23 protein-coding genes and 1 pseudogene are annotated in these 23,077 nt (G+C 53.0%); 7 read left to right on the top strand and 17 right to left on the bottom strand.

Annotated features, from left to right (window positions below; translation table 11 throughout):
• The first annotated feature begins 12 nt into the window (after positions 1-12).
• Positions 13-648, top strand: a complete 636-nt coding sequence (locus CIK87_RS04845) for a response regulator transcription factor (RefSeq protein ID WP_094385969.1) — start codon at positions 13-15, stop codon at positions 646-648.
• A gap of 43 nt (positions 649-691) precedes the next feature.
• Here CIK87_RS04845 and CIK87_RS04840 read toward each other — a convergent pair whose 3' ends face one another.
• From CIK87_RS04840 to CIK87_RS04830, 3 genes are all read right to left on the bottom strand, one after another.
• Complete coding sequence (locus CIK87_RS04840; RefSeq protein ID WP_254046013.1) at positions 692-1,327, bottom strand: DUF4230 domain-containing protein; 636 nt, start codon at positions 1,325-1,327, stop codon at positions 692-694.
• A complete protein-coding gene (locus CIK87_RS04835) occupies positions 1,308-2,003 on the bottom strand; it encodes a DUF4230 domain-containing protein (protein WP_254046014.1) in 696 nt (231 codons plus the stop codon). The genes CIK87_RS04840 and CIK87_RS04835 overlap by 20 nt, the downstream gene beginning before the upstream one ends.
• A gap of 134 nt (positions 2,004-2,137) precedes the next feature.
• The gene (locus CIK87_RS04830; protein ID WP_094385967.1) at positions 2,138-4,402 is read right to left on the bottom strand and encodes an inorganic phosphate transporter; all 2,265 of its coding nucleotides are present in this window, start codon (positions 4,400-4,402) and stop codon (positions 2,138-2,140) included.
• Between the two features lie 253 nt (positions 4,403-4,655).
• On the opposite strand from CIK87_RS04830, the gene coaW reads away from it, so the two are divergent.
• On the top strand, positions 4,656-5,495 hold the full coding sequence (gene coaW, locus CIK87_RS04825) for a type II pantothenate kinase (protein ID WP_094385965.1): 840 nt from the start codon (positions 4,656-4,658) through the stop codon (positions 5,493-5,495).
• A 22-nt stretch (positions 5,496-5,517) separates the two neighbouring features.
• Entirely contained in the window at positions 5,518-6,429 is a 912-nt protein-coding gene (locus CIK87_RS04820) for an endonuclease/exonuclease/phosphatase family protein (RefSeq protein ID WP_094385963.1), read from the top strand.
• 77 nt (positions 6,430-6,506) lie between these two features.
• On the opposite strand, the gene CIK87_RS04815 is transcribed toward CIK87_RS04820, so the two are convergent.
• The 4 genes from CIK87_RS04815 to CIK87_RS04800 form a co-directional block, all read right to left on the bottom strand.
• On the bottom strand, positions 6,507-7,217 hold the full coding sequence (locus CIK87_RS04815) for a DUF2461 domain-containing protein (RefSeq protein WP_094385961.1): 711 nt from the start codon (positions 7,215-7,217) through the stop codon (positions 6,507-6,509).
• A gap of 10 nt (positions 7,218-7,227) precedes the next feature.
• Positions 7,228-7,875: an endonuclease III gene (gene nth / locus CIK87_RS04810; RefSeq protein ID WP_094385959.1), complete on the bottom strand. Its 648-nt coding sequence runs from the start codon at positions 7,873-7,875 to the stop codon at positions 7,228-7,230.
• Between the two features lie 137 nt (positions 7,876-8,012).
• Positions 8,013-8,624: an OmpH family outer membrane protein gene (locus tag CIK87_RS04805; RefSeq protein WP_094385957.1), complete on the bottom strand. Its 612-nt coding sequence runs from the start codon at positions 8,622-8,624 to the stop codon at positions 8,013-8,015.
• Between the two features lie 47 nt (positions 8,625-8,671).
• Positions 8,672-8,866: a hypothetical protein gene (locus tag CIK87_RS04800; protein ID WP_022310773.1), complete on the bottom strand. Its 195-nt coding sequence runs from the start codon at positions 8,864-8,866 to the stop codon at positions 8,672-8,674.
• An 89-nt stretch (positions 8,867-8,955) separates the two neighbouring features.
• On the opposite strand from CIK87_RS04800, the gene CIK87_RS04795 reads away from it, so the two are divergent.
• Positions 8,956-10,410 (top strand): aminoacyl-histidine dipeptidase, encoded by a 1,455-nt coding sequence (locus tag CIK87_RS04795; protein ID WP_022310774.1) that lies wholly within the window; start codon positions 8,956-8,958, stop codon positions 10,408-10,410.
• 219 nt (positions 10,411-10,629) lie between these two features.
• Here the strand turns inward: CIK87_RS04795 and glmM are convergent, their stop codons facing one another.
• The 6 genes from glmM to holA form a co-directional block, all read right to left on the bottom strand.
• Entirely contained in the window at positions 10,630-12,015 is a 1,386-nt protein-coding gene (glmM, locus tag CIK87_RS04790) for a phosphoglucosamine mutase (RefSeq protein ID WP_094385955.1), read from the bottom strand.
• Positions 12,016-12,028: 13 nt separating this feature from the next.
• Positions 12,029-12,667 (bottom strand): DUF4827 domain-containing protein, encoded by a 639-nt coding sequence (locus CIK87_RS04785; RefSeq protein ID WP_022310776.1) that lies wholly within the window; start codon positions 12,665-12,667, stop codon positions 12,029-12,031.
• 361 nt (positions 12,668-13,028) lie between these two features.
• Complete coding sequence (locus CIK87_RS04780; protein ID WP_094385953.1) at positions 13,029-13,940, bottom strand: dihydroorotate dehydrogenase; 912 nt, start codon at positions 13,938-13,940, stop codon at positions 13,029-13,031.
• Positions 13,928-14,704, bottom strand: coding sequence for a dihydroorotate dehydrogenase electron transfer subunit (locus CIK87_RS04775; protein WP_022310778.1), 777 nt, complete (start codon positions 14,702-14,704; stop codon positions 13,928-13,930). The genes CIK87_RS04780 and CIK87_RS04775 overlap by 13 nt, the downstream gene beginning before the upstream one ends.
• 118 nt (positions 14,705-14,822) lie before the next feature.
• Complete coding sequence (locus CIK87_RS04770) at positions 14,823-15,272, bottom strand: helix-turn-helix domain-containing protein (RefSeq protein WP_094385951.1); 450 nt, start codon at positions 15,270-15,272, stop codon at positions 14,823-14,825.
• 870 nt (positions 15,273-16,142) lie between these two features.
• Positions 16,143-17,165, bottom strand: coding sequence for a DNA polymerase III subunit delta (gene holA / locus CIK87_RS04765; protein WP_094385949.1), 1,023 nt, complete (start codon positions 17,163-17,165; stop codon positions 16,143-16,145).
• A gap of 284 nt (positions 17,166-17,449) precedes the next feature.
• Here holA and CIK87_RS04760 point away from each other — a divergent pair, with 284 nt between their 5' ends.
• From CIK87_RS04760 to CIK87_RS04750, 3 genes and pseudogenes are all read left to right on the top strand, one after another.
• Positions 17,450-17,896: a type I restriction enzyme HsdR N-terminal domain-containing protein gene (locus CIK87_RS04760; RefSeq protein ID WP_094385946.1), complete on the top strand. Its 447-nt coding sequence runs from the start codon at positions 17,450-17,452 to the stop codon at positions 17,894-17,896.
• A gap of 170 nt (positions 17,897-18,066) precedes the next feature.
• On the top strand, positions 18,067-18,195 hold the full coding sequence (locus CIK87_RS14725) for a hypothetical protein (protein ID WP_256388294.1): 129 nt from the start codon (positions 18,067-18,069) through the stop codon (positions 18,193-18,195).
• Between the two features lie 94 nt (positions 18,196-18,289).
• Positions 18,290-19,015 (top strand): annotated as a pseudogene (locus tag CIK87_RS04750) (TolC family protein); the annotation flags it as partial.
• 223 nt (positions 19,016-19,238) lie between these two features.
• On the opposite strand, the gene CIK87_RS04745 reads toward CIK87_RS04750, so the two are convergent.
• From CIK87_RS04745 to CIK87_RS04730, 4 genes are all read right to left on the bottom strand, one after another.
• Positions 19,239-20,054, bottom strand: coding sequence for a zinc ribbon domain-containing protein (locus CIK87_RS04745; protein WP_094385942.1), 816 nt, complete (start codon positions 20,052-20,054; stop codon positions 19,239-19,241).
• Positions 20,055-20,061: 7 nt separating this feature from the next.
• Positions 20,062-20,880 carry a Nif3-like dinuclear metal center hexameric protein gene (locus CIK87_RS04740; RefSeq protein ID WP_094385940.1) on the bottom strand — a complete coding sequence of 273 codons (819 nt, stop codon included), beginning with the start codon at positions 20,878-20,880 and terminating at the stop codon, positions 20,062-20,064.
• A 73-nt stretch (positions 20,881-20,953) separates the two neighbouring features.
• Entirely contained in the window at positions 20,954-21,955 is a 1,002-nt protein-coding gene (locus CIK87_RS04735; protein ID WP_094385938.1) for a lysylphosphatidylglycerol synthase transmembrane domain-containing protein, read from the bottom strand.
• 3 nt (positions 21,956-21,958) lie between these two features.
• Positions 21,959-23,062, bottom strand: a complete 1,104-nt coding sequence (locus tag CIK87_RS04730) for a PdxA family protein (protein ID WP_094385936.1) — start codon at positions 23,060-23,062, stop codon at positions 21,959-21,961.
• Between the last annotated feature and the right edge of the window lie 15 nt (positions 23,063-23,077).

Here is a 23,077-nt window from a genome sequence, read left to right as displayed (position 1 = left end):
ACAAAGACCATCATGCAGATATTGATAGCAGACAGACAGGGCATCACAAGGGCAGGGCTCATGTTCCTCTGTCATGAAGCGGGATATGAATACCGCTACACCGATGACAAAACCGAACTGATAGAGGCTCTGTGTGCCGACGGTGACGCCATCGTGATACTCGACTACACCCTGTTTGACATCGGCGACGCTGCCGAACTGCATATTCTCAACCAGCGCTTCCCGCAGGCGTCGTGGGTACTGTTCAGCGAAGACCTGAGCGTAGACTTTGTCCGCATGACTGCCGCCGGAAACAACCGCTTCAGCGTGCTGCTCAAGGAGTCGCCCCTGGAAGAAATCCGAGAAGGACTGGCAGAGGTGGCAAAAGGCAGGAGGTATATATGCAGGAGAATGACAGAGATGCTGCTCACACCGACGCAGACCACACAGGAGGAAAACAGGCTCACGCCCACAGAGACAGAGATACTGCGCGACATCGCCTTGGGGCTCACCACACGCGAAATAGCCGAGAAGCGCTACTCCAGCTTCCACACTGTCAACACCCACCGCAAGAACATATTCCGCAAGATAGGCGTCAACAATGTCCACGAAGCCACACGCTATGCGCTGAGAGCCGGACTGGTGGACAGCGCTGAATACTATATATAAAACACAAAAGGACAAGCTCTCGGGGCTTGTCCTTTTGCTTTTGTCATTTGCCGACAGTGATGCGCACATGCTCGAAACCCATAGCATGAAGCAGTTTGTCCATCTGGGCTTCGGCTTGTTGGCTGGCTTTGTTCAGGTTATCCCTGTTGACAACGCGCTGACGCATGATACGACTGGCTTTGAGGTAGAGGCGCTTGCGGTCGGCAGCTGTCCAGGTGCCAGTCTCATAGAAGGTCTGGGTGCGGGCCTCATCGATAAACTCATTGCCCAGCAGGCGGACGGGAGGCAGGTCGGCACAGACTGTATCGCCCTCAAGCCTAATCCATCCCTTACGGGCCTGACGCAAATCGATACCCATACGGAGGGTACCATAATAGATGCGTATCAGTTCGGAATCGCCAAAGAATCCATGTGAGACCGTATCGACAATCTCTTCATCGCTGACGGCGAGGAACTCCCATTCGCCGATGCTCTCAATAGACTTTATCTGCGTAGGCGTGAGCGTCACCCGCTCCACGCGCTCTGTGGTGACCACATTGCTTTCGCCTGGGCCATAGACCATCCAAAGCAGCATCAGGGCGATGCCCCCCACCACAAAGAAGGCTATCCAGGCATTGACGGGAATGGCGCCGAGGATGCGGCGCGCCAATGATTTCTTCTTATTGTCTTGCTTTACCATGTTCGGAGGTTTGACGGGTAAGACGTTTGATAAGGTCGGCAGGACCGAAGTCTTGTCTGAACGTAATGGTGATATGGTCGCGCTGGAAGCCCATCTGCTCTATCATCGGTATGAGCAGGGCGGCAGCATTGGCGCGGGCAGACTCGATGATGCCCATTTGGGGTATGCTGCTGATAATGGACTGGCGGCCGCGACGCTCAATGGCGCTGAGCTCGGCGTCGGTGTAATGGGTGCGCAAGAGGGGCACGCGCTCCTTGGCATTGTCGTGGTCTATGCGGGTCGAGGTCATCACCACCTGAGGGTCGGGCAAGACTATCTCAATCCTATCTCCACTGCGGGTGATATTGGAAGCCGAGAAGTCGGCAAAGTCTATATAGCCCTTGATGGTGGCATCGATGGGAATAGCCACCGAGCGCTTGCCAGTGGGCAGAGTCACGCTGAAGGGACGGCCAAGCAACCTGCCACTCACCGCCTGTTCGTCGTCTTGGGTTATTATCTTGCGCACCTTATACTCAGTGGTATATAGGCGCGAACACTGCTGTATCTGCATCACCATCATGGGGATGGAGTCGATGGGCTCAGCCGCTTCGGCCACCGGCTGTGTAGCTCTGTTATCGCAGCCCACAAGGGCAGTCGCGACACACAGGGCGAGAATATATCTTATGACTGTCATCATCTTAACTATCTATATCGATGCAAAGGTAGTGCATTCACGGGGGACGACCAAGAAAACCGACAAAAAAATGGAGAGCGTGCTCCCACCGTCAGTGGGCAACACGCTCTCCATATCTATTATTATAGCGTATGTGGCTACTCCATAAACTTCTTGGCTGCACGCAACTGGTGACGCAGGTTGCTCAACAGCTGCTGACTCTCTTGCAGCAGATTGAGATAGAGCATACCTACCTGCAGCTGGCCGTTGTCCTCGATACCCTGCAGACGGTCTATCTGGCGATGACGATACTGCGAGAGTTCGTCCTTGAGCTGGTCGGCAGCGGCAAGGGTATCACGATAGCGGTCGAAACGGCCTGTGGAAATCTGGGTCTCGGTGTCGCGCATCAGTTCGACGATTCTAATCTTAATCATCTGATACTCGGTGCAGACATACATAGGAACAGGGGTGAAGTTGTTATCCACGTGCTCCTTGATTGGCTCGAGCATACGCTGCATGCAATAGATGAGCTGCTGGCTGGCATTGACACCCACGTGGAACCAGGTGTTACGCTCCATAGCCATCTCAATGGGCACACGCTGCAGCGCCACGAGCTGCTGCTTGCGCACGTTGCGCAGTTCCTGCTTGGCGCGACGCAGATGGCGCATCACCTTGCGCAGGGGCGAAGGACGGTTGCTCTCAAATCCATCAATGAGCATCTCATAGTCATCGAGCAGTCTGGCGGTAATGGCGCTCTGGGTGTGGCGCACATACTTCTTGAGCAAATCCCAAACTATCTCGGGCTCCTGGGCACGCATCATCAGACGGAAGAGGTCTTTGCCGTCGGCGTCGCACTCGCCACGTTTCTTGCTTTTGCCAGAGAAGAAGAGGATATAGACCACCAGGGCGATGAAACCTATCTGCACAGCCAAGCCTCCATAGTACATTGCGGCGCAAACCACGGCGGCTGCGATGAAGGCGGCACCGGCTGTGATAAACCATCCACCGATGACCGACAGCACGCCGGTGATGCGGAACACGGCACTCTCGCGACTCCAGGCCCGGTCGGCAAGTGATGAACCCATGGCCACCATGAAGGTGACATAGGTGGTACTGAGCGGGAGGGCGTAGTTGGTACCGATGGTGATAAGCATTGACGCCAGCACCAGGTTGACGGCTGCACGCACCACATCAAAGGCAGCTGCATCGTTGGACTTGACCGATACGGGGGCAAAACGACGGTTTATCCACTGGTTGATTTTATTGACAACCGGGATGTGCTGAACCACAGCACCCACGCTGTCGCTCACACTCTGCACGGTGCGCACGATGGCGCGGGCGGCACGTGACGAGCCGAACATCTCGTCGCCCTCGTCCTGACGGGCCAGGTCTACCGAGGTCTGTATCACGCGCTTGGCCTTCTTCGAGGTAGCCATAGCCGTAATCATCACCAGACCGGCTATGAGCAGGAAGACCACGGGAGTCTTGGCAGGCTGCATGAGCGAGGTCATCATGTACTGGGTGGGGGCCACGCCCGTAGAGAGACCATTGTTATAATAGTCGAGATAACTGTCGAGTCCAGCCAGAGGCACACCGATGAAGTTGACCAGGTCGTTGCCGGCAAATGCCATAGCCAGGGCAAAGGTACCCATGAGCACCACGATGCGGAAGACATTGACACGCAGCAGATGGAGCACGCCCATCAGCACCGTGGAGACTCCGCCGATGCTGAGCAGCAGCATGGGGATGTGCATGCCAATCCAGGTTCTCACGCTCTCAGAGATATAGGGCGAGCCACCCATTCCCTTGAGGAAGATGAAGTAAGCCAGAGCGGTGAAGGCGATGCCGCCAAAGAGCGCCACAGCCACCAGGCCGCCACCGGTCTGACGGAAGGTGAACACCAAGCGAGCTATCCACTGCACAGCCACACCGAAGACGAAGGCTACAGCCACCGACACGAAGATGGCAAGGATAACGCTCAGCGCCTTGTCTGTATTGAGTAGGTCATTGATTTGCAGACTGCCGTCGCCCATCATCTTGACAGCGGCGAGGATGGCAGCGGCTCCCAAGAGCTCGAATACCAGCGACACGGTGGTAGAGGTGGGCATGCCGAGCGAGTTGAACACGTCGAGCACTATCACATCGGTCACCATCACCGCCAGAAAGACCACCATCACCTCGCTCATGGCATAGTGGTTGGGCATCATGATGCCATGGCGTGCCACATCCATCATGCCCGACGACATCACGGCGCCTAATATGACACCGGCAGATGCCACAAAGAGAATGGTGCGAAAGGCGGCAACGCGCGCACCTACCGCAGACTGCAGAAAGTTGACTGCATCATTGCTTACGCCGACATAGAGGTCGAACAGCGCCAAGCAGAGCAGAAACACTACAATGAGAAAATAAATTGCACTCATATTTCTTGTTTTTGTTTTACTGCCGCAAAGGTAGGCAACAGTTATTACAATCGTGTTAAGGCACTATGACAATGGAGTGAAATGTAAAGAGACCGCGGCCAGGCTGTCTGCGAAGGCTAATCATGCCGATTGCGTGGGGCCCATGCTATATATAAATATGTTTTTTGGGTTATTGGCATACATTTTTGGCGCAAAGGGCTCATAATCCAGCTTTTTTGGCTACTTTTGCACCATAATAATCACAACCCGGACAATGGCTATTGTAATAGGTATAGATGTGGGCATAAGTACCACCAAGATAGTGGGAATTAACGACGAAGGCCAAGTGGTAGCGCCCAAGCGCATCAAGGCCACCGACCCGGTGGCTTCGCTCTACGGCGCCTTCGGCAAGTATCTCTATGACAACAAAATCAGTCTGAGCGACGTGGAACAGGTCATGATTACTGGCGTAGGCGCAGCTTACATCGACTCGCCCATCTATGGTCTGCCCACAGCCAAGGCCGACGAGTTTATCTCCGACGGACTGGGCGCCAGCTACGAGACCGACATCGACCGGATGATAGTGGTATCGATGGGCACCGGTACGTCGCTCGTGCAGTGTATCGGCGACGACATCCGCCATATCGGAGGTATCGGTGTGGGCGGAGGCACCCTGATGGGACTCTCGCGCATCATGCTCCAGACCGACGACATACACACCATCAACAAGCTGGCAAACGAGGGCGACCTGAAGAATATAGATGTGCAGATAGGCGACATCAGCCCCAACCCACTGCCCGGACTGCCCAAAGACGCGACCGCAAGCCTCTTCGGCAATGCCAAGAGCAACGCCACGCGGGAAGACATCGCGCTGGGCATCATCACCACCGTGCTGCAGACCATCGGTTCGACCACCATACTCTCGTCGCTTGGCAGCGGCATCAAGGAGTATGTGCTCATAGGCAACCTCACGCTACTGCCTCAGTGCAAGACGGTGTTCCCCTCGATGGAGAAGCTGTTTGGCGTGCGGTTCATCATCCCCGAGTACAGCGAGTTCTGCACAGCTATCGGTGCCGCGCTGGTCTACGTGAAGGGAAAGAAAGGCAAGGAGTAAACTTATAAACCATATAATAACAATGAAGAAAAACTTTTTGATTGTCATGTGCCTCATGATGGCCCTCATGGCCTCGGCACAAGACCTGGTAGTGTGCAGCTACAACATCCGCAACGCCAACCGCGGTGATGCCAAGAACGGCAACGGCTGGGAGAAGCGCTCAGTGTATATGTGTCAGCAGATACAGTTTGAAGACCCAGGCGTATTCGGTTGCCAGGAAGTTAAGAAAGAGCAGATAGACGATATGCTGCGTCTCATGCCCGAGTATGCCTACGTAGGCGTAGGCCGCGAGGACGGCAAGGAGGGCGGCGAATATTCGCCCGTATTCTACAAGAAGGACCGCTACAAGCTGCTGGACAGCGGCACGTTCTGGCTGGCCGAAGACCCCACCAAGGCAGAGCTGGGATGGGACGCCGCCTGCAAGCGCGTGTGCTCATGGGGCTACTTCAAGGACCTCAAGACCAAGCATACCTTCTATTTCTTCAACACCCACATGGACCACATCGGTGTGACAGCACGCCGAGAGGGCGCCAAGCTCATCGTGAGCAAGATGCGCGAGCTGATGAAGAAGAACGACCCCGTTATCCTTACCGGCGACTTCAACGTCGACCAGCGCAGCGAGCCCTTCCAGGTATTCATCAACTCCGGATTCCTCAACGACTGCTACGAGGTGAGCAAGTATCGCTTTGCCACCAACGGCACATTCAACGACTTCAACCCGCTCAACTGCAGCAACAGCCGTATCGACCACATCTTTGTAAGCAAGAGCTTCAAGGTGGACCGCTACGCCATCCGCACCGACGGTTACTGGGACAATGTGGAGATGTATGAAGCCAAACCATCACCCAACGCTCCTATGGATGTAAAACTCAAAGAGGGTGTACGCCGCAATCCTTCTGACCACTATCCCGTGGTAGTAAAGATGCGCTTCTAACATACACGCCATTTATAGAAAAGGCTCTACCCATCAGCATGGGTAGAGCCTTTTTTATGTCTCGTCGCAACAGAGGGCTATTCGTAATCGTCGATGACGCTGTTCATCATGTCCATCATGGGTTTGGCAGCCTCGAAATACTTGAGCAGCTGGTGGGGCCAGTCGGGAGCGTCGAAGAGACTGTCGGGCACACGCTTCCAGCAGCAGTAGTCCTTCATGCGCAGATAGTCGATGTAGGGATAGTCGCGCGGGAAACCCTTGGGCGCCGTCTTGAGCATGGCAATGCCAAAGCCGCGGTCGCTCATCTCGTCATCGTTCATCCCGCCCTCGCCGGGATAACCGAAATAGCGCACGAAGGGACCCGCCTCGACAGCCTTGCGCCAGAGGTCGATGTTGCCCATAATCTCGTTGCGGCATGCGGTAAGGATAGGAGTGGGCAGCCAGTAGGAGCCGATGGCTATGAAACTGTGGCCCGGCTGCAGATGGATATAGTAACCGCCGCGGAGCGACTTGCGGCCCTTGGCACAAATCAAGGCACCGAAGTGGCGCTTGTAGGGCGACTTGTCGGGACTGAAACGGGTATCGCGGTTGAAGCGGTAGATACAGTCTTTGGCCGTGAGATGTGCCACCTCGGCGTCGATGGTAGCTATCTCGGCAATGGCACGCGTGATATCGGCCTCAAAATCGGCTTTACATATATTGTATTCTTTCTTATGTTCGAGGAACCAAGGTCTATTGTTATTGCGAGCCACGGTATCGAGAAATCCAAGTATGAGTTTAGTATTCATAATCCTTATTTTATAATTTTGAATCGTCAAATCTTTTTGGACAGAATGAATCGAAGGGACATTCGCCACAGAGCGGACGATTGCTCCGACAGATATAGCGCCCATGGAGCAGGAGCCAGTGGTGGGCGTCGGGGATGTCCTGGACGGGGATATAGCGCATGAGCTGCTGTTCGACCTTCAGAGGCGTATTGGCAGTCTGGGGAACGAGGCCCAGACGGTGGCTGACACGATAGACATGGGTATCAACAGCCATGGTGGGCTTACCGAACCACACGGCCTGGATGACATTGGCGGTCTTGCGCCCTACGCCCGGCAATGTCATGAGCTGGGAGCGGTCGGAGGGAACTTCGCCATGGAAGTCGCTGACCAGCTGGCGCGCCATGGCTACCAGATGGTTGGCCTTGGCATTGGGATAGCTCACCGAACTGATGAGCTGCAGCACATCGTCGACCTCGGCCTGGGCCATGGCCTGCGCGGTGGGATAACGGGAGAAAAGGGCTGGGGTAACCTGGTTGATGCGCTTGTCGGTGCACTGGGCACTGAGGAGCGTGGCTACCAGCAACTGGAAAGCCGAACCAAACTGGAGCTCGGTGGTAACCTTGGGCATGGCTTCACGATAATAATCGAGCACACGCTGGTAACGCTGTTGACGGGTCATAATAAAATCTGTGTAGGATAAAGGGCAAAACAAACGGAGTATGAAAAACTCTTTCGCTCGTGAGCGGCGGTTTCTACATACTCCGTCGTGGATTGTGAGGCGTGCCTTGCGGTGCGCCCACTAAGGTAAGTATCTAATTATTTCTTCTCTTCGGTGGCCTTCTTGGTAGCGGCTGTGGGCTTGTAGGCCTTGTTGAGACCGGCAACCACCTCGGCAGTAACGTCGTAAGCCTTGTCGGCGTAGAGCAGATTGTCGCCGGCCTTGCTCAGGATAAGGCTATACTTCTTGTCCTTGTTGTAGGCAGCGAGGAAGTGCTGGATAGAGTCGCGCAGAGCGGCGTTGTACTTCTCGGTCTCTGCCTGGAACTCGTTGGAAAGACGACGATTGAGCGCATCGAGGTCAGCGCTCTGCTTCTGCAGACCAGCCTGGATGCCCTCGGCCTGCTCACGGGTATAAGCATTCTGCTGAACCTTCTGCTGGAAGTTGGCAGCGGCTGCCTGCAACTGCTGCTGCTTGGCAGCAAGGGTATTCTGGATGTTCTGGCCCTTCTTCTGAAGAATGAGCGAATAGTCTTTGCAGAACTTATACTGCGACATAATCGAGTCTACCTCAACATAGGCAATCTTCAGGCTACCGGGAGCTACGGGCTGAGCCTGGGCTTCATCGTTAGCGGTACTCTTGTTGCATGAGGTCATAGCGAGCGACAGTGCTGCGACTGCCACCATGGTTTTCATCAGATTTTTTTTCATATCAGTTATAGTATTTATTGTCATCGTTAGCGGCGACGGCCTTCGCATCAGTATGCCCCACCCTTCTGGCGGGCTTCACGGTCCTGGTCCATCACGCAGTGTATTCCGCGGTCTTTCATCGCCTTGCTGTCATGGATATGCTGGGAAGAAAACTCTCCGTGCTTGCGAAAAAGCAACTTCACACACAATAATGCCAGTGCAATAGCAATTATTAACACGCTTAATAGTAGAGTTTCTATCATTTTAATTAATTTTGCAGCATCACATTGACACCTTTCTGCTGACAAAGGTAGCGTTTTTAGATTAAAGGACAAAATAAATAATCATAAAAATGAGTAACGTAGAATTAAAACCTGCTCGCGTGTTTGAGCAGTTTGCTAAAATCAATCAGATTCCACGCCCCTCCAAGCGCGAGGAGAAGATGATTGAGTATCTCAAGGAGTTTGGTAAAAGCCATGGTCTCGAGACTGTAGTCGACGAGACAGGCAACGTACTGATACGCAAGCCCGCCACCCCCGGCCACGAGAACCGCAAGACGGTAATCCTGCAGAGCCACATGGACATGGTTTGCGACAAGCTGGTGGATATCGAGTTCGACTTTGACAAGGATGCCATCCAGACTTATGTAGACGGAGAATGGCTGCGTGCCAAAGGCACCACACTGGGTGCCGACGACGGTATAGGTTGTGCCATCGAGCTGGCAGTGCTCGACAGCGACGACATCGAGCATGGCCCCATCGAGTGTGTGTTCACTCGCGACGAGGAAACCCAGCTCACAGGTGCCATAGGTATGAAGTCGGGCTTCATGAACGGCGACTACCTCATCAACCTCGACTCTGAGGACGAGGGCCAGTTCTTCGTAAGCTGTGCCGGCGGCCGTAGCACCATCGCCACGTTCAGCGTAGAGCGCGAAGAGGCACCTGCCGGTTACTTCTTCATGGAAACTGCCGTGAAGGGCCTGGTAGGCGGACACTCGGGTGACGACATCAACAAGAAGCGCGCCAATGCCATCAAGCTGCTCACCCGCTTCATCTATGCCGAGATGCAGAAGACCGACGTGCGTCTGGTTTCTTTCAACAGCGGAAAGCTGCACAACGCCATCCCACGCGACGGCAAGGTGGTATTCGCCGTTCCCGCTGCCGACAAAGAGATGGTCAAGGCCGACTTCAACATATTCGTAGCCAATGTAGAGGATGAGTTCCACGTTACAGACACCGCCATGGAGTTTGCCCTCACCAGCACCGACGCTGCAGCTGTCATCACCAAGGCTGTAGGCGACAACATCATCTTCGCGCTGCAGGCTGTAGACAACGGCGTCTTCGCCATGTGCCAGGACGAGGCTCTCGACTGGCTGGTAGAGACATCGAGCAACGTAGCCGCCGTGAAGACCACCGACAACGAGGTGGAGGTACTGTCATCGCAACGCTCTTGCGTGATGAGCAACCTCGACAACATGTGCAACACCGTGGCTGCCGCTTACCGTCTGGCTGGTGCCAAGGTGATAACCACTGACGGCTACCCTGCATGGAAGATGAACCCACACAGCAAACTGGTAGACATCACCGCAGAGACCTATCGCAAGCTCTTCGGCAAGGAGCCCAAGGTGCTGGGAATACACGCCGGTCTGGAGTGCGGCCTCTTCTCAGAGCGCTACCCCAACCTCGACATGGTAAGTTTCGGCCCCACACTGCGCTATGTACACACTCCCGATGAGCGTCTGCTCATCCCCACTGTACAGATGGTATGGGACCACCTGCTCGAGATACTCAAGAATATCCCCGAGTAAAGCATATATTAAAATATAGGTACGGGAGGAATTGCCGGCATCCATGCCACCACAACAGCAATTCTGACAACCGGCCTGACGATGACAGCAGACCTCCGCAAAGTGAAGTCTGCTGTCTTTTTTATTGGTTACAGAAAAGCCCACACCGTTCATGCTGAAGGTGTGGGCTTATATAGTAAAGTTAAACAGTCTTGCTGTTTCCGCTTTAGTCCATCCGGCTTATTGCATCGAATAGACTACGTCCATCAGGCGCTTGCCCAGCGCGTCGGCAGCCTCCATAGTGGAAGCCTCGCTATAGACGCGAATGATAGGCTCGGTGTTGCTCTTGCGGAGGTGCACCCAACGGTCGGGGAAGTCGAGCTTCACGCCGTCGATGTCGGTTACGGTCACATCGGCCTCCTTGCCATAGAGTTCCTTGACCTTGACCAGGATAGCGTCGACATCGGTCTCAGGGGTAAGGTCGATGCGGTTCTTGGCGATATAATAGGTGGGGAAGGTGGCGCGCAGCTGGCTGACGGTAAGTTTCTTCTGGGCCAGCGACGAGAGGAACAGGGCGATGCCCACGAGGGCGTCGCGACCGTAGTGGCTCTCGGGATAGATGACTCCGCCATTGCCCTCGCCGCCAATGACGGCACCCACTTCTTTCATCTTGGTGGTGACGTTGACCTCGCCTACTGCCGAAGCATAATACTTGCATCCGTGGCGCTCGGTGACGTCGCGCAGGGCACGGGTAGAACTCAGATTGCTCACAGTGGCACCCTTGACATGGTCCAGAATATAGTCGGCCACGGTCACGAGGGTGTATTCCTCGCCATACATCTTGCCGTCTTCCTGAATGAAGGCCAGACGGTCTACATCGGGGTCGACCACGATACCCAGGTCGTAACCGCCCTTGGCAACCTCGCTCATGATGCCGCCGAGATTCTTCTCCAGAGGCTCGGGGTTGTGGGCGAAATCGCCGGTGGGCTCGCCATAGAGCATGGTATACTCTACGCCCAGAGCGTCGAGCAGACGGGGCAGGATAACGCCACCCACAGAATTGACAGTGTCGACAGCCACACGGAAGTGGGCATTGCGGATAGCCTCGCGGTCAACGAGCTCGAGAGCCAGCACACTGTCGATATGGCGCTGGTCGAAACTGTCGTCGCTGGTGTAATGGCCCAGATGGTCTACGTCGGCATAGTCGAAAGCCTCGGCCTCGGCTATGGCGAGCACCTCGGCACCGTCGGCAGCGGTAAGGAATTCGCCCTCGGCATTGAGGAGCTTCAGGGCGTTCCACTGGCGTGGGTTGTGGCTGGCGGTGATGATGATACCACCATCGGCGCCGCTCATGCGCACTGCCAGTTCGGTAGTGGGTGTGGTGGCCAGACCGATATCAATGACATCGAAGCCCATACCCATGAGGGTACCGCAAACGACGCGATTGACCATCGAGCCCGAGATGCGGGCGTCACGGCCTACTACTATCTTGTTGGTCTTCTTGGTCTTGCCAATGAATGTGGCATAGGCTGTGGTAAACTTTACGATGTCCAGCGGGTTGAGAGTGTCGCCGGTGTGACCGCCTATGGTGCCACGAATACCTGAAATGGATTTGATGAGTGTCATAATTACTTAAAAGTTATCTTCCGCGTTTATAAGTTATATCATACAGACAGGGATAGACGGTCTGCATCGCATAGCTCTGTCCCTGGGCAGCCGGTACGATAAGTCGTACCTTGGCTATCTCTTCGTTCTCGTTCTCCGGACGCCCAAGATTGATGTAGGTAAAGGGCACAAGCCATCCACCAGGTACAGAGGTGGTGCCATAGACCTGATACATGAGACACTTCTTGGTATCGAACGATGCGGTGAAGGTGCCCGATGTGTTGGTTACTGACATCTTGTCGTAATAGTCGGAGTAATAGAGGATATTGTTGGTAAGCTGTATGGAGTCGGTGAGCAGGTTGCGCTCGGTGAAACGGCAGAGCACATAGGCGGTCTCGCCATCCTTGAGCTTCTCGCCACATCCTTGGCGCACAATCTGCATATAGACACCATTGCTCTCGAAAAGTACAAATTCATTTTTAGACACGTCGGTCTTGTAGCCATTGGCCTTGAACTTGGCCTCGCTGATAACGTTTACTGCCGAGTCGGCAATATACTTGCCTATGGCTGCGCGCTCCTTGGCCTTGCGCTCGGCATAGGTCTCGGTATCGTTGCATGACCATAAGAAACTCAGTCCCAAAAACAATAAAATGATATACTGAATACGCTTCATCAGATTGTAATCTATTTGCTATTATTGATTATACATTTATAATATATACCGCCGCCACAATGACGAGGCATAGCCCAAAGCCATATAACACAAGCTCAAAGCTGCGCAAAGTTAAGCAAAAATAAAAGAAAAACACCCTATTTCTTCATAATTTTCGTTCAGAGGCAACGATTTTCATTTTTTTTATCATATCGGGGGCGCCGAGCATGGTCAGCCAAGGAGTCAGAGCGATGCCCTTCGGAGTAGTGGCGGTGGCCATAATCAAAAGTAAACCGCCAGAGAGCGCTCGTGTGAGTCGCCCGCTGACGGTTGCTATCATTCATTATCCACTATGCAGAGCCAGTCGGCCTGCAGTCACTGTCTAAGCATTGACGGCGCCGATAATCTCCTGTACCGAAGCACAGCCATGACTGTCGAGCCAGTCGTTGATGCCGGTCTTTACCTTGTAGGCGATGGCGGGGTCTATGAAGTTGGCTGTGCCTATCTCTATGGCTGTGGCTCCAGCCATAAGGAACTCGATGGCATCCTGGGCCGAAGAGATACCGCCAAGTCCGATGACAGGTATCTTGACGGCACGTGCCACCTGCCACACCATGCGCAGGGCAACAGGCTTGACGGCAGGACCGCTCAGTCCGCCGGTACCGATACTCAGCTTGGGGCAACGGCGCTCGGTTTCAATGGCCATACCCATGAGGGTATTGATGAGCGACACGCTGTCGGCGCCTTCAGCCTCACAGGCACGGGCTATCTCGGCAATATCGGTCACATTGGGCGATAGCTTTACGATGAGCGTCTTGTGATAACGCTCGCGCACGGCCTTGACCACACTCGTGGCGCCGGCGCAAGTCACGCCGAAGGCCATTCCACCGTCCTTGACATTGGGACAAGAGATATTGAGCTCGATGGCAGGTATCTTGTCGAGGGCGTCGATGCGGGCGGCACACTCGGCATAGTCTTCGGGCGTACTGCCACTGACGTTGACAATCATCCGCGTGTCGATATCCTTAATCTGCGGATAGATGTGGGAGCAGAAATAATCGACACCCTTGTTCTGCAGCCCCACACAGTTGAGCATACCCGAAGCGACTTCGGCCATACGGGGATAGTCGTTGCCCTCGCGTGGACGCAGGGTGGTTCCTTTGACGATAATGCCGCCAATCTCATGCAGAGGCACGAGGTCGGCAAACTCCAATCCATACCCGAAAGTGCCCGATGCGGTCATTACCGGGTTGGAGAGTTCTAGGTTATTTATCTTTACATTTAGACTTGCCATAACAGTTTCTTAATATTTAACACCGGACCATCTTTACATACACACAAATTGCCCTCAATAGTCTTCTCTACACAGCACAGACAAGCACCCAGACCACAGGCCATCATATTCTCCAACGACACCTCGCAGCTTACGTCGTGCTTGGTGGCATAGGCGGCTACAGCCTTCATCATCGGCTTGGGGCCACAGCAGGATATCTGGTCGAAATGCGTAGTCTGCAGCACCGAGTGATTGGTGACAAATCCGCGCTCACCATAGCTGCCGTCTTCGGTGGTGACATAGACATCGCCCAGCGCCTCGAAAAGCTCCAACTGGAGCAGGTCGGTCTTGGTGCGAGCGCCAAGAAGGAACGAGGGACGGCCGCCCATCTTCTTTATCTCGGCTCCGAAATAGAGCAGAGGGGCCACACCCACGCCGCCGCCAACCAGAAGCAGACGCTTGTCGGCAGTGTCGGGCATGGTGAAGCCATTGCCCAAAGGAAGGACACAGTTGAGGGTATCGCCGACATGGAGCTCGCCCATCTGGCGGGTACCGTCGCCAATACGGGCGACAAGGAGCCAAAGTTCGTTGGTCTCGGCATCAAAATTGTGAATGGATATAGGACGACGCAGAAAAGTATTGGGAGACTTTTCTACCTTCACCTCAACAAACTGACCAGGCGCCATAGGCGGCATGGCGTCCTGAGAAGTCAACTTGATGAGTACGTACTTCTCGTTGAGGTGGTCGATGGAACTTACGGTCAAGTCCAAGCAAGCCTTCTTCATAAATAGAGTTTTATAAGTAACACTGCAATTTGATGATGACACGTGAAGACGCCGTCAGGCGTCTCACGCGCGTACATATAATTATATGCTGCAAAATTACTTATTATTTTGCGAATAATCACTTTTTGGGTACAAAAGTTTCCCAGGTCTGGTCATCGTAGAAGATACGAATTTCGGTGATATTGCGTTGAGCTTTGTAAATATTTTTCATCACTACAGCAGTGGGCTGTTGACCCTGCTGTTGGGCACGATTGACAGCCGATGGGGTGGGAGCCGTCTGAGGGGCATCGCCGAAATCGATAACCTGTTCACCGCCATCGGGAGCGGAGTCATGACCATGAGTAATGTCGCCGGAATGGTCTCCATACATCGAACCGCTGCCAAACATCAACCAGTCGGTAGAGATGGCAGGAAACTTTTTCTTTATCGCGTCGACAATGTTAAGGGTAGGGTTGGTACGACCATTGAAGATGCTGCTGAGGGTGGCGGGAGACAACTCGAGGGTGTTGGCAAACTCCTGTTGCGTCAACCTCTGGGCTTCCATAATCTGCTTAATTCTGTCCTTCATTTTCTGTTAATGGGTTTAAGAGGGCCAAAAATGGCCATTTTTATACGTTTTACAAAGTTAAAGCATTTTTTTAGAACAAACAACAAAAGTAAAGGATATTTTATGATTGTGATTATTAAATCAGAAATTAAGATTATTGAAATCTGATTTACCTTTGTTGATACCGGAATTAATATTCATAAATCTATATTAGTTCCCATGTTTACATATATGTAATTCACTTGAATAAATACTGTCTTTAGATTGGTTCTCAGTATGATACATATTAACATGTGCATCTAAATCAGCGCTTAATGCGGTTCCGGTGCATAGTAATGGCGTCTTTTGGCATAAAATGATTTAATATATCGCAAATAATCGCTGTTTTTCATAGGTTTTGCGCTGATTTTTGGCGGTGCATAAATATGCGTTAGGTTTGTAGTTGTGAATGTTTTACATATTAATATTCATATCTAAATCACCCGTGATATTCATTGCGATAAATATCATAATATTCAAATGTATATTCATTAACTTCTGCTGTTTAGTTTATGTTTTTAGATTTACAAACTAATATGATAATAAAAGTTAAGACAGCCTTTGCGACCACCCTGATGACCGAAAAAATCAAATAAATCGCATATTTCGAGCCATTGTCCAGCTCGTTTGCAAATATGCGAGTATTTTTGAGGGTATTTCTGCCTAAATAGATAATTTTCAGCCGTTTAAGGCTAAAAAATAGTGGTTCAAAAACTTGCGAAAAACGGCCCAGAAAAGTCCAAAAACCGCGTTTTCAGGGCGAAATAGTGGCAAAAACGGTCAAAAAAGGCATCAAAAAGGGGGCCGAAGCCCCATTTTTGATGCTATAATGATGGTATGAAAAAACGGAAATCAGTGCATTATGAAGAACAGAAGTTCTTTGGCCAAATCGGAAGCCGTAGCCGAAACATTGCCCAAACCTTTGCTCCTTGCATCGACACTTTTTATCATGTGGATAATCTGCATTACCTTCATCGCATTGTAATTGCGCATGCCAGAGATGTACTCTTTTGCCGCCCAAGGAGACTTCAATCCCAAGAACGACGCCACCGAATTTTCATTGGTTCGCTCGGGAGCATAGAAGGCAATCATCAGATTTTGGAAATAATTGAAGAGCAGAGGCACGACTGCATACAGCGAACCAGCCTTGGGATTATTGTCAAAATAATTCATAATCTGGTTGGCCTTGAAAACGTCCTTGGCGACCACCGCATTTTTCAATTCGAAGATGTTGAAATCTTTGCTGATGCCAATTTGTTCCTCCACCACTTCCGGAGTAATCTGCCGGTTGTCCTCGGGAAGAGAGATGAGTACCTTGTCTACCTCTGAGGTGAGGCGTGCCAAATCGGAGCCCACATGGTCGGCTATCATCGCAGCCGCTTTGTGGTCGATGACCGCCTTCTGCATTTTGACATATCCTTCGACAAATGCCGGCAACTCGTAGTCGCGCTTCTTTTTGCTCTCAAAGACCACACCCTTGGCTTTGGCCTTGGCGACCACTCCCCTGTCGGCTTTGCCACCCTTGTAGCAAAGCACCAGGACGGTCGAAGACACCGGGGCTGCAAGATACTTCTCCAGTCCGTCGCCACTCTTCATGCCCTGCGCTTCCTTGATGATGACCACGCGACGCGAAGCCATCAGCGGAAATTCGCGGGCCAAGTCGACCACCTGCGGAGCGGTGATATCCGAGCCGAACGCCACCACCTGATTGAAGTCTTTCTCTTCGGGCTGCAGCGCATGTTCCTCGATATACGCCGAGATTTTGTCTATAAAATAGGGTTCATCCCCCATCAAGAGATAGACTGGCGCAAAATTCTGCGCCACCAGGTCGCGCATCACGGCTTCATAAGTGATTCCTGTTTCTTTTACTGCCATAATCGGTTGTTTCTGACCCCACAAGGCGCATGGCAGCACCCGGCAGCGTCGTTAATGATTGTGCTATCGTAGAGCCCAGCTTTTCGGCTTTCTTGTCCAGCAGTCGTCGCCCCGAAAATAAATCAACCGATTTGTTTGTTATTTCCACAGGTTTACACTACCTTTGTATGAAAGCGCGAGCCCTCTCATTCACCTACAAAGGTAATGTAAATCGGGCGCAATACAAAACAAATTGTTTTTTTTCCCCGTTTACCACTCTACAAACCATTAAAAAATCAGAGAATATGCAATTAAATCTGCCCCCTTTTGATGTACGCATGGGAGGAACGCCCACCCAGCCCACCATCTTTGACATTCTGCGCCGCAAATATGTAGCGCTCACTCCCGAAGAGTGGGTACGGCAGCACTTTATACATTATTTAATAGAGTCCAAGGGCTACCCTGCCTCGCTGCTTGCCAACGAGGTCAAGCTGAAGATTGGCTCCAAGACGCTGCGGGCCGACAGCGTGCTCTACTCCACCCAACTCAGCCCACGCATGATTGTCGAGTACAAAGCCCCGCACATCAAGATAACCCAGCAGACCTTTGACCAGATCTTTGCCTACAACCTGCTGCTCAAAGCCGACTATCTGGTGGTGAGCAACGGCCTCTCCCACTACTGCTGCAAGCTGGATTCGGACAGTCAGAAGTACATCTTCTTTGAAGACATTCCCACTTATGAAAATTTATGACAAAACGGCAAGAAAACAGCGGTAATTTTTCTTGACAGTTTTTATCTCCATTACCGCGCCAACCAAGCCCAAAAATCGCGTAATGACATTGCCCAAATCGGAGGACTAAGACAGTACCGCCGTGATGGTCATGGCCGACGCGCATCGTAAGGCACGTGAGTCCGCATCGTATGAAACGTGTGTCCGCATCGGACAAGACGCGCATCCGTGCCGTCCGACACGAGCCGGCAGCTATCATCCCGGCGCCACGGAGCATCATCTCCATGCCCACCAAACTGACCTCCAACATCACTGCATAGCATCTCCCGCAGCGCAGAGGTCATCTCCAGCAGCACAAAGGTCATCTCCAGCAACGCAGAGGTCATCTCCAGCAACGCAAAGGTCATCTCCAGCAAAGCAGAGGTGGAATACGCCCGTACAGCCACATTGGTGCCCGAGTTAGAGCGTAAGATTTCTGTCAAGGAGAACGACATCGCCTTCTTGGCTGGCGAATATCCGCAGGTAATACACCGCTCCATTCTTCCCGAAGAAGTGAAGTTGCCCGAGTCACTGCCAGTGGGTCTCCCCTCCACTCTGCTGGAACGGCGCCCCGATGTGCGTGAAGCCGAGCAACGCCTGATTGCCAGTAACGCTGCCGTGGGTATGGCATTTACCAACCTCTTTCCACGCATCACCCTCACAGCCAATTACGGTTTGGAGAGCAAGCAAATGTCAGACTTCTTCAAGTCGCCCATTCACTACCTCGGCGCCAACCTGCTGGGTCCGCTTTTCGCTATGGGCAAGAACCGCGCCATGCTGAAAGCGCAGAAAGCAGCCTACGAGCAGGCCTGCTATGGATACGAAAAAGCTGTGCTCAGCGCTTTCAAGGATGCCCGCAACGCCATCGTTGAGTTCAACAAAATCAAGGAAATCTACGAGTCGCGCCGCGAGCTGGAACGCTCCTCAAAGGCGACTATGGAACTGGCGCAGTTGCAGTACATCAACGGTGTCATTGGCTACTTGGATGTGCTCGACGCCCAGCGTAGTTACTTCGATGCCCAGATAGGACTGAGCAATGCCATCCGCGACAAGCAAATCACCATGGTCAAGATGTATAAGGCACTGGGTGGTGGATGGTAGTTTAGGGAAATCATCAAAACTCCAAATATCTTCAAAGCCGTTTCAGCAATCAGTCTGAAACGGCTTTGATATTTCATCAGGTATGCCCATCACTATTGCTGTCTGCTAAAGAATTGGGCTTACCCAGGGGCTTTCCCGTCAGACAATGCTGCTGAGCGTACAAAAAATCCCTATCTGCTGCTTGCGGATAGGGATTGTTATGGTTATGAATGACGACAGGAGATTACTCTGCGTCCTCAGTCTTCTTCTTACGGGTAGCGCGCTTCTTGGGCTTTTCCTCCACTTCCTTCTTGATGCCTGCGAGTTCGCTGTCAATCATGATACGACCGCAATATTCGCATACGATAATCTTCTTGTGCATCTTGATATCTATCTGGCGCTGTGGTGGAATCTTGTTGTTGCAACCGCCACAGGCATCACGCTGCTCTACGGTGATACCGAGACCGTTGCGGGCACTCTTGCGGATACGCTTGAAACTTGCCAGCAGACGGGGCTCAATCTTAGCCTCGAGCTCGCGGGCTCTGGCCTTGAGTTTCTCCTCGTCGTCGCGAGTTTCCTGCATGATTTCGTCGAGCTCGCCACGCTTTTCAGCCAATGCATCAGTGCGGTCGGCGATGATTTCCTTGGTCTGCTCGAGTTCCTTCTTCTTCTCGTCGATGCGAATGATGGCATCCTTTATCTTCTTGTTACAGAGTTCCACCTCGAGCGACTGGAATTCAATTTCCTTGGTCAGCGTGTCATACTCACGGTTGTTCTTCACGTCGTTGAGCTGCTCCTTGTATCTTTCGATACCTGCCTGTGCCTTGGCTATTTCGCCCTTCTTGGCAGTCACGGCACTCTGGAACTCATTGATGTCGCCTTCGATTTTCTCCACACGGGTCTTGAGACCTTCGAGTTCGTCGGCCAAGTCCTGTACTTCCAGAGGCAACTCACCGCGCAATGCGCGCTTCTCGTCGATAGCCGACAGAGTAACCTGCAGCTGATAGAGCGCCTGCAGCTTCTCTTCTACGGTCAATTCAGTAGGTGATTTTTTTACCATAATCGTATTAAAAATAAATGATGGGATTGGTGTCGATGGCCGAAATTTCGCATTTCACACCCTCACACTGCTCCTCTATGATTGTTTTGAATATTTCTGTCGTAAACTGTTCGCTCTGATAGTGCCCTATGACGGCAATCTGTATCTCCTGCTCGTGGCCGAAATACTGGTGATAGCTCATCTCGCCTGTGACAAAGGCGTCGGCACCGCGGGCTATGGCCTCGTCGAGCATGAATGCGCCGGCACCGCCACACAGCGCGACCTTGCGTATGGGCCTGCGCAGCAACTGGTTGGCCATGACACACTCTACGCCGAATGTCTGCTTGAGCATCTGGATGAAATCGTCGGCAGCCATAGGCTCGTCCCACTCGCCCATCACGCCCTCGCCACCTGCCACCATGGCGTCGGCATCTGCCGATGCGCCATGAGCCTCGACCTGGCGGGTCTTGCCGATGAAACCTACGTGGCAGAGCCCCATCTTCTCGGCAATCTTGAAGTTGACTCCACCCTGTGCGGCATCCATATTGGTGTGCATCGACACGATGGCAATGTGATTGACAATAGCCTTAGCCACAACGCGTTGCACCATATCTTCGCCCGCTATACGCCGCAGCCGACGGAAGATGAGCGGGTGATGCGACACGATGAGGTTGCAGCCCTTGCGGATGGCCTCATCCACGGTCTCTTCGGTCACGTCAAGACACAATAAAGCCCCTGAAATCTCCGCTTCTGTCAATCCTATTTGCAAGCCGGCATTGTCATAGTCTTCCTGCAAAGGCAGAGGCGCGAATCGTTCAAGGGCATTAACCACTTCTATAATTTTCACGCTAAATCGTAATATTTAGAGTGCAAAGTTAGTGATTTCTTATGGAATAAAGCGCTTTTCCATAGCGCTTTAACTATTTATAACTATTTTTCCTGCCCTCTGCCACCTTGATTAGCATCAGTCCGATGCCAGTCCACACCAGTTCGCGCAGACGCACCAGCAGCGCCACAAAGATGGCGGCATTGGCGGTCATGCCCAGACCTGTGGTCGAGAGCAGGAATCCTCCCTCGCGTCCACCAAGCTGCAAGGGCATGAAAAAGAGCAGATTGGCAAGCAGCGAAGTAAATGCCAGTATAAGGATGCAGGCTCCATAACTCACCGACGGCGTGAGGACGAGCAGGATGAAGTAGATTTCGAGCGCAGAAAGTATGCGGCAAGCCAGCTCAAGGCTTACCGCCAGTATGAATGACGCCGGACGCTGGCCGTGGAGAGCCGTTATCTGCATGTCGATGGCGTCGAGCTGGGTCTTGTGGGTCTCGACAAACCGCCCTACCCTCGACTTGAGCAGCGGTATGTGACGCAGGAGCGCCATCAGCCTGTTGGCCAGTCCACGGCGATAACCGCTGAGAAAGAACCAGATGCCCAGTCCGCATCCCGCAGTGACCGCCGCCAGCATGATGGCCATGGGCAGATCTACGGGGTAAAGGGCTACAAAGAGCACCACCGACAGCAGCCAGAAGCAGAGATGGCTGAAGATGTGGGTCATGGCGTAGAGTATCACCGACGACGAGGCGCGCTCTGTGCCTATCCTCGGTGCCAGTTCCATGATGCGATAGGGCTCGCCACCCATCAGTCCGCCAGGCGTAGCGTAGTTGAGGGCAAATCCAGACACGGTGAGCTTGTAGAGCCAGGCAAACTTGACATTGCGGCTGTCGCCCTGCTGACTACGGATGATGGTAAGCCAAGAGGCGGTATTAAGCAGATACAGCAACGCCCATAATACCAAAATCACTGGAAACCAGTAGCCTGCCCGCTGCAGTCCGCGCCACACTTCGGCAAAGTCCAACTGTGACACCATCACGGCCAGCACCACCAGTCCAAAGACCAGGAAGGCGTTCTTGTATCTGCTCTTCATCTTCTACTTGTCAGCGCCGCTGTTCTCGTGCTTCTTGGGAATGGCAAATCTTACCTTCTCGCTCTCATCACGCTTCTCGTGATAGAGCTTAGGGAGCGGATTGGCAAGCGGCTCGTCGTACATGGCGCGGTTGCGATAGGTATCGATGGCCAGATAGATAGCCTGGCGCAGAGCGGTTTCATCGGCCTCGTTCTTGCCTGCGATGTCGAACGACGCATCCTGCAAGGGCTGCACACACACCAGTGGCAAACCGGAAGCTATCTCTACCCCACCTTCGGGCGTCTGTGCCAGGAATGGCGCCATACCCTGGTCGTGATACATGGCCAGAATGCCGTCGAAGCAGTCGTACATGCTGTTGCTGAAGAAGTGGTTGGCGGTATAGGGACCAAAGGCATTGACCTTCAGCTCAGCCAGCGCCTCGATGACGGGCTTGATGGTCTCCTTCTCTTCGGTACCGGGCTCGGGATTGAGGGCCAACACTGCCACACGTGGATTGGAGATGCGATAATCGCGCTTCAGCGTCTGGGCGAAGTTCTTGATAGTCTCTGTCAGCGTCTCGCGGGTTATGGCGTTGGCTATGTCCTTGACAGCCACATTGTCGGTCATGAGTCCGATGCGCATACGGTCGTTGACGAGTATGTTCATCGCCTGGGCATGCTCGGCGAAACACTCGGCTACGTAGTGCATCTGTCCGCGGAAGTCCAACCCGGCGCGCTTCATGCTCTCAGCGCTCACGGGGGCTGTCACCAGCACGTCGAAGAGGTGGTCGTTATAGTCTACCATCGCCTTGTCGAGCGCCATCAGCGCAGCATGGCCCGCCTCTTCGCTCGGTGTACCCAGCTCGACCTTGATTTCATCGTTGGTCACTGCCACCAGGTTTACCCTGCCGTCCTTGGCTTCACTGGCATGGCTTATCACGGCATAGCCCGTGGGCTCCAGGCCGAGGGCCTTGCGGTGGAAGGCGGCTGCCTTGGGCGACCCATAGATGATGGGGGTGCAGAGCTCGAGCATCTCTGGCTCTGCAAAGGTTCTAAAAATAAGTTCATATCCGATACCGTTGGTATCGCCGTGGGTGATGGCCACACGGATTCGTCTGTTGTCGTTCATATATATAATATTAAT

The sequence above is a fragment of the Prevotella sp. P5-64 genome, assembly GCF_002251285.1.
Classification (GTDB): Bacteria; Bacteroidota; Bacteroidia; order Bacteroidales; family Bacteroidaceae; genus Prevotella.
This window is presented reverse-complemented; position numbering and strand designations above follow the sequence as displayed.

Coding starts and splice junctions, on each gene's coding strand:
- CIK87_RS04845 (WP_094385969.1), top strand. CDS start 13: ATGCAGATATTGATAGCAGACAGACAGGGCATCACAAGGGCAGGGCTC.
- CIK87_RS04840 (WP_254046013.1), bottom strand. CDS start 1,327: ATGGTAAAGCAAGACAATAAGAAGAAATCATTGGCGCGCCGCATCCTC.
- CIK87_RS04835 (WP_254046014.1), bottom strand. CDS start 2,003: ATGATGACAGTCATAAGATATATTCTCGCCCTGTGTGTCGCGACTGCC.
- CIK87_RS04830 (WP_094385967.1), bottom strand. CDS start 4,402: ATGAGTGCAATTTATTTTCTCATTGTAGTGTTTCTGCTCTGCTTGGCG.
- coaW (WP_094385965.1), top strand. CDS start 4,656: ATGGCTATTGTAATAGGTATAGATGTGGGCATAAGTACCACCAAGATA.
- CIK87_RS04820 (WP_094385963.1), top strand. CDS start 5,518: ATGAAGAAAAACTTTTTGATTGTCATGTGCCTCATGATGGCCCTCATG.
- CIK87_RS04815 (WP_094385961.1), bottom strand. CDS start 7,217: ATGAATACTAAACTCATACTTGGATTTCTCGATACCGTGGCTCGCAAT.
- nth (WP_094385959.1), bottom strand. CDS start 7,875: ATGACCCGTCAACAGCGTTACCAGCGTGTGCTCGATTATTATCGTGAA.
- CIK87_RS04805 (WP_094385957.1), bottom strand. CDS start 8,624: ATGAAAAAAAATCTGATGAAAACCATGGTGGCAGTCGCAGCACTGTCG.
- CIK87_RS04800 (WP_022310773.1), bottom strand. CDS start 8,866: ATGATAGAAACTCTACTATTAAGCGTGTTAATAATTGCTATTGCACTG.
- CIK87_RS04795 (WP_022310774.1), top strand. CDS start 8,956: ATGAGTAACGTAGAATTAAAACCTGCTCGCGTGTTTGAGCAGTTTGCT.
- glmM (WP_094385955.1), bottom strand. CDS start 12,015: ATGACACTCATCAAATCCATTTCAGGTATTCGTGGCACCATAGGCGGT.
- CIK87_RS04785 (WP_022310776.1), bottom strand. CDS start 12,667: ATGAAGCGTATTCAGTATATCATTTTATTGTTTTTGGGACTGAGTTTC.
- CIK87_RS04780 (WP_094385953.1), bottom strand. CDS start 13,940: ATGGCAAGTCTAAATGTAAAGATAAATAACCTAGAACTCTCCAACCCG.
- CIK87_RS04775 (WP_022310778.1), bottom strand. CDS start 14,704: ATGAAGAAGGCTTGCTTGGACTTGACCGTAAGTTCCATCGACCACCTC.
- CIK87_RS04770 (WP_094385951.1), bottom strand. CDS start 15,272: ATGAAGGACAGAATTAAGCAGATTATGGAAGCCCAGAGGTTGACGCAA.
- holA (WP_094385949.1), bottom strand. CDS start 17,165: ATGGCAGTAAAAGAAACAGGAATCACTTATGAAGCCGTGATGCGCGAC.
- CIK87_RS04760 (WP_094385946.1), top strand. CDS start 17,450: ATGCAATTAAATCTGCCCCCTTTTGATGTACGCATGGGAGGAACGCCC.
- CIK87_RS14725 (WP_256388294.1), top strand. CDS start 18,067: ATGAAACGTGTGTCCGCATCGGACAAGACGCGCATCCGTGCCGTCCGA.
- CIK87_RS04745 (WP_094385942.1), bottom strand. CDS start 20,054: ATGGTAAAAAAATCACCTACTGAATTGACCGTAGAAGAGAAGCTGCAG.
- CIK87_RS04735 (WP_094385938.1), bottom strand. CDS start 21,955: ATGAAGAGCAGATACAAGAACGCCTTCCTGGTCTTTGGACTGGTGGTG.
- CIK87_RS04730 (WP_094385936.1), bottom strand. CDS start 23,062: ATGAACGACAACAGACGAATCCGTGTGGCCATCACCCACGGCGATACC.